At 69.2% G+C, this 10743-nt stretch carries 10 protein-coding genes and 1 pseudogene; all 11 read left to right on the top strand.

The window, feature by feature from the left end:
- Positions 1-163: 163 nt before the first annotated feature.
- A complete protein-coding gene (locus AC2VOR_RS09400; protein WP_486963669.1) occupies positions 164-817 on the top strand; it encodes a DUF4254 domain-containing protein in 654 nt (217 codons plus the stop codon).
- A 224-nt stretch (positions 818-1041) separates the two neighbouring features.
- Complete coding sequence (locus AC2VOR_RS09395; RefSeq protein ID WP_369736304.1) at positions 1042-1341, top strand: PE domain-containing protein; 300 nt, start codon at positions 1042-1044, stop codon at positions 1339-1341.
- A gap of 15 nt (positions 1342-1356) precedes the next feature.
- Complete coding sequence (locus AC2VOR_RS09390; RefSeq protein WP_369736305.1) at positions 1357-2547, top strand: PPE domain-containing protein; 1191 nt, start codon at positions 1357-1359, stop codon at positions 2545-2547.
- Positions 2548-2653: 106 nt separating this feature from the next.
- Complete coding sequence (locus AC2VOR_RS09385; protein ID WP_486963668.1) at positions 2654-2968, top strand: WXG100 family type VII secretion target; 315 nt, start codon at positions 2654-2656, stop codon at positions 2966-2968.
- 37 nt (positions 2969-3005) lie between these two features.
- On the top strand, positions 3006-3293 hold the full coding sequence (locus AC2VOR_RS09380) for a WXG100 family type VII secretion target (RefSeq protein ID WP_144956457.1): 288 nt from the start codon (positions 3006-3008) through the stop codon (positions 3291-3293).
- A gap of 100 nt (positions 3294-3393) precedes the next feature.
- The gene (locus AC2VOR_RS09375; RefSeq protein ID WP_486963667.1) at positions 3394-4224 is read left to right on the top strand and encodes an ESX secretion-associated protein EspG; all 831 of its coding nucleotides are present in this window, start codon (positions 3394-3396) and stop codon (positions 4222-4224) included.
- A gap of 128 nt (positions 4225-4352) precedes the next feature.
- Positions 4353-5378 (top strand): MinD/ParA family ATP-binding protein, encoded by a 1026-nt coding sequence (locus AC2VOR_RS09370; protein ID WP_369736308.1) that lies wholly within the window; start codon positions 4353-4355, stop codon positions 5376-5378.
- Positions 5375-6901, top strand: a complete 1527-nt coding sequence (gene eccD / locus AC2VOR_RS09365; protein ID WP_486963666.1) for a type VII secretion integral membrane protein EccD — start codon at positions 5375-5377, stop codon at positions 6899-6901. Before AC2VOR_RS09370 ends, eccD begins: the two co-directional genes overlap by 4 nt.
- Complete coding sequence (locus AC2VOR_RS09360) at positions 6898-8562, top strand: S8 family serine peptidase (protein WP_486963670.1); 1665 nt, start codon at positions 6898-6900, stop codon at positions 8560-8562. Before eccD ends, AC2VOR_RS09360 begins: the two co-directional genes overlap by 4 nt.
- Positions 8559-10163 carry a type VII secretion protein EccE gene (eccE, locus tag AC2VOR_RS09355; RefSeq protein WP_486963665.1) on the top strand — a complete coding sequence of 535 codons (1605 nt, stop codon included), beginning with the start codon at positions 8559-8561 and terminating at the stop codon, positions 10161-10163. Before AC2VOR_RS09360 ends, eccE begins: the two co-directional genes overlap by 4 nt.
- A gap of 34 nt (positions 10164-10197) precedes the next feature.
- A pseudogene (locus AC2VOR_RS09350) lies at positions 10198-10743 on the top strand (type VII secretion AAA-ATPase EccA); the annotation flags it as partial.

Here is a 10743-nt window from a genome sequence, read left to right as displayed (position 1 = left end):
CCGCTGTAGGTTCTGAAATCTGACTGCACTTTATCAAGACTGACTGCACCACTGTTGCACTTGGGCAGAAACGTTGAGGGTAAGTCCCCCGGGGTGGTGGGATTTCGGAAGGCTGAAGTCGAATGGCCTCGAGGGGCCTTGGTGTGTCGTTGACCGTGTTGAGGTGGGCCATCGCGTAGTGATCAGTGAGTTACCGACCAAAGTGACTCACGAGAGGAACACAACGCGACGACCCAGGACCATTCTGCCTTGCTCGCCCACGGCCGCCGAACTGCTGTCCGCCGTGCGCCAGGTCCACGACACTGCGCTGGTGTGGCATCGCACACCGCCGGCCTCTTCCTGCACACCCGACAGCATCACGGCGAAGGCACTCCACCTGCATGCGCTCAACTTCCACCTGTGGCATCACGAAGACGCCGCTCGCCACCCCGGGGTCGGCGACCGTGAGGTGGCCCGCACGAAGCGGGCCATCGACGACCTCAACGCCCGCCGCAACGCCGCCATCGAGAACATCGACGCGGCGCTGCTCGAGCGGCTCAACCCTGACAACAACGCACCGCTGCACACCGAGACCCCCGCCATGATCGTCGACCGGCTCTCGGTGCTCGCTTTGCGCGTATTGGGCACGAGTGCAACGGAATGGCGCGGTTCGCGGATTGCCGTGCTCGGGGAACAGTACGACGACCTTCTCGGTGGCCTGGAACGATTCCTCGCGCGAATTGGGGACGGCCAAATCGGATTCAAGGTCTATCGGCAATTCAAATCCGCTGGTCAGCACAGCAATTGCGCGGCCTTCGAGACACCCAACGCTCGTTGAAGGGCGAATAGACGATTCCGGCTGCCGGCGGGCGTGAAGCGTGATAGCCTGGCGATTCCGTCGCAGCCGGGGAGATCCGCGTTGACGCTGCCGACAATTATGAAGCCGTTTGCTCGACGAATTGGCAACGGCCGAGTCGGTCCCTTTAACTCGTGAATACAAGATCGGCCGAGCCGCACTACACTGCCCGCCAAGGGAGCGTGTTCGACCATTCGGAGGGAATAATGACGTTTTTCGTTCAGCCGGAGGTCGTGCTGGCCTCGGCCGGCGCCGAATCGGCGATCAGCGCCGAAACCGAGGCGGCGGCGTCAGCGGCGGCGCCCGCTTTGGTCGGAACGACGCCGATGGGCGCAGACCCCGACTCGGCGATGTTCTCGGCCGCGCTCAACTCGTGCGGCGCCGGCTACCTGGGTGTGGTTTCCGAGCACGCGGCTCAGCGCGGCCTATTCGCCGGCGCGCAGAACTTGGCGTCGGGGGTCGCCGTCGCGACCGAGGCGGCGCGCGCGACGACCCTGGGCGCCTAACAGGGGGTAGTACGCATGCCTGATCCGGGGTGGGCCGCGCGCACACCCGAGGAAAACGACATGCTGCTGAAGGCCGGGACCGGAGTGGGCACACATCTGGCCAACCAGACCGCATGGACAGCCTTGGCGGCGACGCACCACGCCTCGGGGATCGCGTCGGCGATCAACACCGCCGCGACCTCGGCGAGCTGGACGGGCGCCGGGGCGATGGCGTCGGCGGCTACCGTCACCATGCTCAACGCGTCGCTGCACGGGCTCGCCGGTTGGGTCGACGTGAAGCCGGCGGTGGTTGCGGCGGCCATCACCGCGTACGAGACCGCCAACGCCGCGATGCGCCCTGCCCCCGAATGCATTGCCAACCGGGACGAATGGGGAGTGGACAACGGCATCAACCCCATCGTGCTCGGGGCGCTGACGCCGCGCATCATCTCGCTGGACGTCGAGTACTTCGGCGTGATGTGGCCGGTCAACTCCTCGGTCGGCGCGTCCTACGGCGGGATTCTCGCGGCGCTGGCCGAAAGCCTAGCGATCCCAGCGCCGGTCGCGGCCATGGGCGCCTCACCGGCGGCCCCGGCGCAGGCAGCATCGGCGGTCGGCCAGGCGGCGGCGGACACCGCGGCGGGCGACGGCATGCGCGCCGCGCTGCAGGGCGTCTCGACGGGCACCAACGGCGCCGGCCAGTCCGCCTCGACGGGACAGGACTTCGGGAGTCAGGCCGGCACGTTCATGGAGCCGCTGCAGCAGATGATGGGCGCGGTCCCGCAGGCGCTGCAGGCCCCCATGCAGATGATGCAGGCTCCGATGAGCGCGCTGCAGCCGTTGCAGTCGATGATGGGCATGTTCGCCAACCCCGCCGGGATGGGCATGAGCGGTGCCGGGCCGGCGGCCTCGGCGGTTTCGGCGACCGGAGGGCTTTCGGCAGCCGAGGCCGGCGCGGGCGGTAGCGCGTCGTTGACCGGGGCGGGCATGTCCGCGACCAGCTTCACCCGGCCCGTCAGCGCGTTCGAGAGCGGCACCAGCGGTCGGCCGGTGGGGCTGCGGCCCAGCGGGGCACTGGGCGCGGAGACCCTGCGCCCGCAAACCACGACGGTCGGCGGCACCCCCATGGGCGGGATGCCGGTCGGGCATGCAGCGGGGGGCCAGCGCGGGTCGCGTGACAAATCCGACCAGCCCGCGACGGTGCGGGTTGTCGACGACAGATTGTGAAGCCGGCCCGGCGAAAGGGTGAATCGACAGGTAGAAATAGCCGCCATACACTCCGCTTCATGCCCCAGGCCATATGGGGGGCGGCCAACAGGAGAAGGAGAATTCCGTGACAATCAAAGTAACGCCACAAATGCTTCGCGATACGTCGAACGCCATTCAGGCGAATATGGAGCACGCGATCGGGATCGCCCAGGGGTATGTCGCAAACCAGGAAAACGTCATGAACCCGGCAACGTGGTCCGGTGACGCCGTGACCGCGTCCCACGTGACCGCCACCGAGGTCGCGGGTGACCTCAACAAGGTCCTGACCGGGGGGACGCGCCTGGCCGAGGGCCTGACGCAGGCGGCGGCCCTGATGGAAGCCCACGAGGCGGACTCCTCGCACGCATTCACCGCCCTGTTCGGTCAAGCCGGATCCTGAAACCTTTTGATAACAGATTTCTGAAAAGGAGTTCATCATGACCAATCCGATCACTTACAACCCGGGAGCCGTTGCCGATTTCGCCTCCGACGTGGGTGCCCGCGCCGGCCAGTTGCAGGCCATTTACGACGACACCGCGAACCGCACCAATGCGCTGCAGGAATTCTTCGCCGGCCACGGTGCCGCGGGATTCTTCGAGGCCCAGGCGCAGATGCTGTCGGGGCTGCAGGGGCTGATCGACACGGTGCGCCAGCACGGGCAGACGACCTCGCACGTGCTGGACGGTGCGATCAGCACCGACCAGTCCATCGCCGGCCTGTTCTGAGGCCACACACCACCGAGGACCCACGCGAAGGTGGGGCGGGTGCGCCCGCGTGCGTGCGCCCCTCCTTCGCCGTGGGCTCGCCGGTGGAGGTGAAAAACCCATGCTGACAACGACACTCGACGGTTTGTGGGTACTGCAGGCGGTGGCCGGCGTGGAACAGACCTGCCCCGAGCTGGGTCTGCGGCCGCTGTTGCCGCGGCTGGACACCCCCGAGCGCGCGTTGCGTCACCCCGTGGCCGCCGACCTGACGGCCGCCGGCGCACTCGACGAGCACGGCGACGCCGATCCCATGATCCGCGAATGGCTGACCGTGCTGCTGCGCCGCGACCTGGCGCTGCTGGTGCACATCGGTGTCCCGGGCCGGGAGCCGACGCGTGCGTCCATCTGCCGATTCGCGACCTGGTGGGTGGTCCTGGAACGCCACCGCGAACTGGTGCGTCTGTACCCGGCCGGTGCCGCCGGCGACGAGAGCGGTGCGGCCGACCTGGTGGTGGGACAGGTCGAGAGGCTGTGCGGCGTTGCCGAGGCGGCGCCGCTGCGGCCGGTGACCCTGGACACCGAGCAACTGCTCGAGTCGGTGCGCGACGCCGCCAGCCTGCGCTCGTTCCTGGTCGGCCAGCGACTCGACGTCGACCAACTGCAGATCGTCACCATGGCCGCCGACCCCGCGCGGTCCGCGCACGCGTCCATCGTGGCGCTACAGGCCGGCGTCGGGCCGGAGCGGTACGCGCGCACCCACGTCGGCGATACCGCGGTGACGCTCATCGACACCCCCGCGGGCCGCGTCTGCGTCGAGAACGTGACGTCGGGACGCCGTCGGTACCAGGTGGTCTCGCCCGGATCGCGGACCGACATCAGCGGCGCGGTGCGGCGGCTCATCCGCCGCCTGCCCGCCGGCGAGGAGTGGTATTCGTATCGGCGCGTGGTATGACCCGGGTGCCCACTGCCGTACTGAAACTAAATGCCACGGAATGGCGGAAATCCTGGAGTCCTGCTAACTGTTTGAGCGTTTTGTGATTGTGCAAACACGGTGTCGCAGAACGTGTTAGCATCGCGATCGTGACGACGCCCTGGAATGAGCCGAATATCTCGGACGAGGGTGCGCTCGGACGGGGGGATCCGTCGGCGAAGCCCCACTTCCGTGATTCGGTTTCCGACACGATGCGCATTACCGATCTCGCGGCACCACGCAAGATTCCCCCGGGGTCGGGTTGGCGGAAATTCGTCTACACCGCCACTTTCCACAAAATAAATCCCGGCGAATCGCCGGGCGAACGCCACTACCGCGATTTGCAGAATCGGATCCGGCGGCATGTCCGGCGCCAGTACGTCATCACGGTCGTGTCCGGCAAGGGCGGCGTCGGGGTCACGACGATGGCGGCGTGCATCGGCGGGGTGTTCCGGGAATGCCGGCCCCAGAACGTGATTGCGATCGACGCCGACCCGGGTTTCGGAACCCTGGCCGACCGCATCGACGAGTCGCCGCCCGGCGACTACACCGCGATCATCAACGACACCGACGTGCAGGGCTATGCGGACATCCGGGAACACCTGGGGCAAAACGCGGTGGGGCTGGACGTGCTCGCCGGGAATCGCACATCGGACCAGCCCAGACCCCTGGTGCCGGCGATGTTCTCCGGTGTGCTGACGCGGCTGCGGCGAACACACACGGTTATGATCGTCGACACCGCGCCCGACCTCGAACACGAGGTGATGAAACCGGTGCTCGAGAACACCGACACCCTGGTGTTCGTTTCGGGCATCACCGCGGACCGGTCGCGCCCGGTGCTGCGCGCGGTGGACTACCTCAGGTCCCAGGGTTACCACGAACTGGTCTCGCGCAGCACGGTCATCATCAACCACACCGATACGATCACGGACAAGGAAGCGCTGGCCTACCTGACGGAGCGGTTCACCAAGGTGGGCGCGATCGTGGAAGTGATGCCATTCGATCCGCACCTGGCCAAAGGCGGGATCATCGACACGGTCCACGAGTTGAAGAAGAAATCGCGGCTGCGACTTTTCGAAATCACCGCCGGACTGGCCGACAAATACGTTCCCGACGCCGAGCGGGCGCCCCAGTGACTGCGCCGCATAAGGTCGCCTTCCCGGCGCGTTGTGCGGTCAACATTTCCTACGACAAACACCTTTGTTCCCAAGTCTTTCCCGCCGCAATTCCGGTCGAGGAATTCTTCGAGGGAATGGTCGAGCTGTTCGACGCCGACTTGAAACGCAAAGGATTCGACGGCGTCGCGCTTCCACCCGGCAGTTATGAGCTGCACAAGATCAACGGTGTGCGGCTCGACATCAACAAGAGTTTCGACGAGTTGGGGGTCCAGGACGGCGACACCCTGGTGCTGGTGCCCAGGGTGGCCGGGGATTCGTTCGAGCCGCAGTACGAGTCGCTGTCGACGGGCCTGGCGGCCATGGGCAAGTGGCTCGGCCGGGACGGCGGCGACCGGATGTTCGCGCCGGTGACTCCGCTGACCGCCGCGCACACCGCCATCGCGCTCATCGCGATGGCGGTCGCCGTGGTGGTGGGCCTGACCCTGCGTGCGCGCACCTTCACCGACAGCGTGGTTCCGGCGTCGGTGGCCGGCGGATTCGGTGCGCTGCTGCTGATCGCGACGACGGTGGTGTGGCGGGGGTGGCGGGAGCGGCGCGACCTGTTCAGCGGATTCGGCTGGCTCACCGTGGTGCTGCTGGCGGTCGCCGGTGCCTGCGCCCCGCCCGGCGCACTCGGCTCGGCCCACGGTCTGATCGGGCTCGTCATCGCGCTGCTGGGGGCCGTCGCGATCGGGGTGCTGACCCGGAAGCGCTGGCAGACCGCCGTGGTCACCGCTGTGGTGACGGTCTGCGGGATTCTGGCGGCCGTGGCCGCCGTCCGGATGTTCCGGCCGGCTTCGGCTCAGGTGCTCGCGATCTGCGTGCTGGTCGGCCTGCTCATTCTGGTCAGGATGGCCCCGCTGATCGCGCTGTGGGTGGCGCGGGTCCGACCGCCCCACTTCGGATCGATCACCGGACGGGACTTGTTCGCGCGCCGCGAGGGGATGCCCGTGGACACCGTGTCCCCGGTCAGCGAGGACGAGACCGAGGACGAGGACAACGAACTGACCGACATCATCGCGCGCGGTGCCGCGATCGCCGCGTCGGCGCGGCTGGTCAACGCTGTGCAAGTCGGTGTGTGCGTGGGGGTTTCGATCGTGCTGCCCGCGGCGGTGTGGGGCGTGCTGACGCCGGGGCGCCCGTGGGCGTGGCTGGCGGTGCTGGTGGCCGGACTGGTGGCGGGGATCTTCATCACCCAGGGCCGCGGGTTCGCGGCCAAGTACCAGGCCATCGCGTTGGTGTGCGGCGCTTGTGCCGCGGTCTGTGCCGGCGTCGTCAAGTACGCGCTGGCCGCGCGGAACGTCGAGCTCGGGCTGCTGTGGCCCGCGGTGGCGGCGGGGGTGTTCGCCGCATCGGGTCTGGCGGCAGCGCTTCTGGTGCCGGCAATGAGGTTCAGGCCGATCATCAGGCTGACCGTGGAATGGGTCGAGGTGCTGGCGCTCATCGTCTTGTTGCCGGCGGCGGCGGCCCTGGGGGGGCTGTTCACGTGGCTTCGGCACTGAGGTCACCGAGACGGGCTTGCCGGCGGGCCGCCGCGGTGACCGGCGTCGTGCTGCTCGCCGCGTTCTCCTCGAATTGCGCTGTCGCACGAGCGATTACGCCTCCGGCCGTCGATCCGGCACTGGTCCCCCCCGACGGCCCGCCACGCCCCGACCAGCCGATGCGCCGCGCCAACAGTTGCTCGTCGCCGATCACCGTGCGAAATCCCGACGTGGCGCAGATGGCGCCGGGCTTCAACCTGCTCAACATCGCGAAGGCGTGGCAATACAGCACCGGCAACGGCGTCGCCGTCGCGGTCGTCGACACCGGCATCACTCCCAATCCGCGGCTGCCCGTCGTCCCCGGGGGCGACTACATCATGGGCGAGGACGGGCTCTCGGACTGCGACGCGCACGGCACGATCGTCGGTTCCATCATCGGCGCTGCGCCCCAAGGGGTTTTGCCAATGCCGCGGCCGATGCCGCCGGCACCGGCGTTTCCGGCGCCGGCCGGGCCGCCGCCGGCGATCGGAGCGGCGCCGCCGCCGGTCGAGGTCCCGCCCCCGGCGGCGCCACCGCCACCGCCGCCGCCCGTGACGATCACCCAGGTCGTTCCGCCGCCGCCCCCACCGCCGCCGCCGGAGGAGCCGGGTGCCGTGGGGCCCTCCAACGGCCCGCCGGATCCGCAGACCGACGACGAACCTGCGGTACCGCCGCCCCCGCCGGGAGCGCCCGACGGGGTGGTCGGCGTGGCCCCGCACGCCGTCGTCATCTCGATCCGCCAGTCGTCGCGGGCGTTCGAGCCCGTCAACCCGGCGCCGGCCGACCCCAACTCCGACGAACGGGTCAAAGCCGGCACGCTGAACACGTTGGCGCGGGCGGTCGTTCACGCCGCGGACATGGGTGCGAAGGTCATCAACATCTCGGTGACCTCGTGCCTGCCGGCGGCGGCCCCCGCCGACCAGCGGGCACTGGGTGCGGCACTGTGGTACGCGGCGACCGTCAAGGACGCGGTGATCGTGGCCGCGGCCGGCAACGTCGGCGAAGCCGGGTGCGCGAACAATCCGATGTACGACCCGCTGGACCCGTCCGATCCACGTGACTGGCATCAGGTCAAGGTCATCTCGTCGCCGTCATGGTTCTCCGACTACGTCCTGTCGGTGGGTGCCGTCGACGGCGGCGGTGCCGCCCTGGACAAGAGCATGTCGGGTCCCTGGGTCGGTGTGGCGGGCCCCGGCACCCACATCATGGGTCTTTCGCCGCAGGGTGGCGGACCGGTCAACGCCTACCCGCCCGTCCGGCCGGGCGAGAAGAACATGCCGTTCTGGGGCACCAGCTTTTCGGCGGCCTTCGTCAGCGGGACCGCGGCGCTGGTGCGGGCCAAGTTTCCCGACCTGAGCGCGCATCAGGTGATCAACAGGATCGTGCAGTCGGCGCACAACCCGCCCGCCGGGGTGGACAACAAGGTCGGTTATGGGCTGGTGGACCCGGTTGCCGCGTTGACCTTCGACATCCCCGCCGGTGACCGGTTGCCGCCGGGTGCGCAGAGCCGGGTGATCAGGCCCGCGCCGCCGGCACTGCCGCCGGATCACCGGGCCCGCAACATCGCGATCGGGTTCCTCGGCGCGGTGGTGGTGGGTGTGTTGGCGGCGGCGGTCGCGGCGCGGGTGCGGAGGGCGCGATGAGGCCCGTGCTCACCGGGTTCGACCCGGGCAGCAATCGGCGGGTCGTCGGCGTGGGTGTGGTGTTCGTGCTGGCGCTGGCGGGTTGGGCGCTGGGCGGTTACCCCGGCGCGGCGATCGCCGTCGCCGTGGGCGTCGCGCTGGTGTTCGTGCGCTGGTGGGGTCAGCCGGCGTGGTCGTGGGCGGTCCTGTGGCGACGCGGCCGCCGGCCGATCAGCTGGGCGGCGCCGATCACCGTCGCCAACAACCGGTCCGGCGGCGGCGTGCGGGTGCACGACGGAGTCGCGGTGGTCGCCGTGCAACTGCTCGGCCGCGCACACCGGGCCACGCGGGTCACCGGCTCGGTGAGCGTCGAAACCGAGAACGTCCTCGACGTCGCCGAATTGGTGCCGATGCTGCAGCAGCCACTCGGCCTGCAACTCGACTCGATCAGTGTCGTCACGTTCGGTTCGCGGCACGGCAGCACGGGCGACTTCCCGCGGGTTTACGACTCGGAGATCGGCACCCCGCCGTACGCGGGCCGGCGCGAAACCTGGCTGATCATGCGACTTCCGGTCATCGACAACACCGAGGCCCTGCGCTGGCGCACAACGGTTGGCGCCGCTGCCGTTTCGGTTGCCCAGCGCATCGCGGGCCTGCTGCGCTGCCAGGGGCTGCGGGCAAAGGTGGCCACCGCCACCGATCTGCTCGAGCTCGACCGCCGCCTCGGCGCGGACGCGGTGGCCGGCCCCACCCAACGCTGGAAGGCCATCCGCGGCGAAGCCGGCTGGATGACCACCTACGCCTATCCCGCCGCGGCGATCACGTCGCGGGACCTCGCCCAGGCCTGGACGTTGCGCGCCGACGAGATCATCCAGAATGTCACCGTGTATCCGGACGCGACGTGTACCGCGACGGTCACCGTGCTCACCGCGACGGCGGCCCCCACCCCGCCCAGCGTGACGTTGCGCCGGCTCAACGGCGAGCAGGCCGCCGCGGCGGGGGCCAACATGTGCGGGCCGCGACCGCACCTCCGCGGGCTGCGGCGCAGCCCGCTGCCCGCGGAGCTCGTCACCGAGATCGGCCCGTCGGGTGTCCTGGTCGGCAAACTGGGCAACGGCGACCGCCTGATGATCCCGGTCACCGACGCGGGGGAACTGTCGCGCGTGCTGGTGGCCGCCGACGACCCGATCGCCAAGCGGATCGTGATCCGCACCGCCGGCGCCGGGGAACGGGTGTGCGTGCACACCCGCGACCCGGCCCGCTGGGCCAGCGTGAAGATGCCGGGGGTCAGTGTCGTCAGCACGCCCCGGCCCACGCAGCGCACCACCGTCAGCGTCGTCGAGTACGCCCCGCGGCGCCGGACAGGCGGCGCCGACTCCGAGACCGGAGGCGCCGCGATCTCACCGACGCCGCGGCCGGCGACCGTGATCACCGTCGCCCCGGCGGGTACCGCGCTGCCGGAGGCCGACAGGCATGGCTTCGAAGTGATCATCGAACAGGTCGGCCCCGCGGCGGTGAAACTCACTGCGGCAGAGCAGAATTGGCTGGTCGAGATGGACATGTTCCGCGCCGAGAACCGCTATGTGAGCCTGGAACCGGTCACCATGTCGGTCTCCACCTAGAGACGTCGGCAACACGAGTTCGAGGCACGATTCGATGAGCGCATCCGACTTGCACACCGCCCGTAGGCTTTTCGATCGGGCGATGGCGCTCCGGAGAGAGCAGGGCCCGGCGGCCGCCCTGCCGGAATTCGTCGCCGCCACCGACGCCGACCCGTCGATGGCCGATGCGTGGCTGGGACGTATCGCCTGCGGCGACCACGCGCTGGCCTCGCTCAAACAACTCCACGCCACCAGCGAGTGGTTGCACCGCGAGACCACGCGCATCGGACAGACGCTGGCCGCCGAGATCCAGCTGGGCCCCTACATCGGGATCACCGTGGCCGATGCATCCCAGGTGGGGCTGGCGCTGTCGTCGGCGCTGACCATCGCGGGGGAGTACGCCGAGGCCGACAAGCTGCTGGACGACCGGGAGCTGCTGGATTCATGGGCCAACCACCAGTGGCACCAGCTGGCCCGGGCGTTTCTCATGTATGCCACGCAGCGCTGGCCCGAGGTGTTGTCGACGGCCGCCGAGGAGCTGCCGCCGCAGGCGATCGTCATGTCGGCGGTGACCGCGTCGATCTGCGCGCTGGCCGCCCAC

The organism is Mycobacterium sp. TH-M103 (assembly GCF_057473785.1).
Note: the sequence above shows the minus strand (reverse complement) of the source record. Positions and strands in the feature narration are given on the sequence as shown.

Excerpts from the sequence above, each read along its gene's own strand:
- AC2VOR_RS09395 (WP_369736304.1), top strand. The coding sequence starts at position 1,042 with ATGACGTTTTTCGTTCAGCCGGAGGTCGTGCTGGCCTCGGCCGGCGCC.
- AC2VOR_RS09390 (WP_369736305.1), top strand. The coding sequence starts at position 1,357 with ATGCCTGATCCGGGGTGGGCCGCGCGCACACCCGAGGAAAACGACATG.
- AC2VOR_RS09380 (WP_144956457.1), top strand. The coding sequence starts at position 3,006 with ATGACCAATCCGATCACTTACAACCCGGGAGCCGTTGCCGATTTCGCC.
- AC2VOR_RS09375 (WP_486963667.1), top strand. The coding sequence starts at position 3,394 with ATGCTGACAACGACACTCGACGGTTTGTGGGTACTGCAGGCGGTGGCC.
- eccE (WP_486963665.1), top strand. The coding sequence starts at position 8,559 with ATGAGGCCCGTGCTCACCGGGTTCGACCCGGGCAGCAATCGGCGGGTC.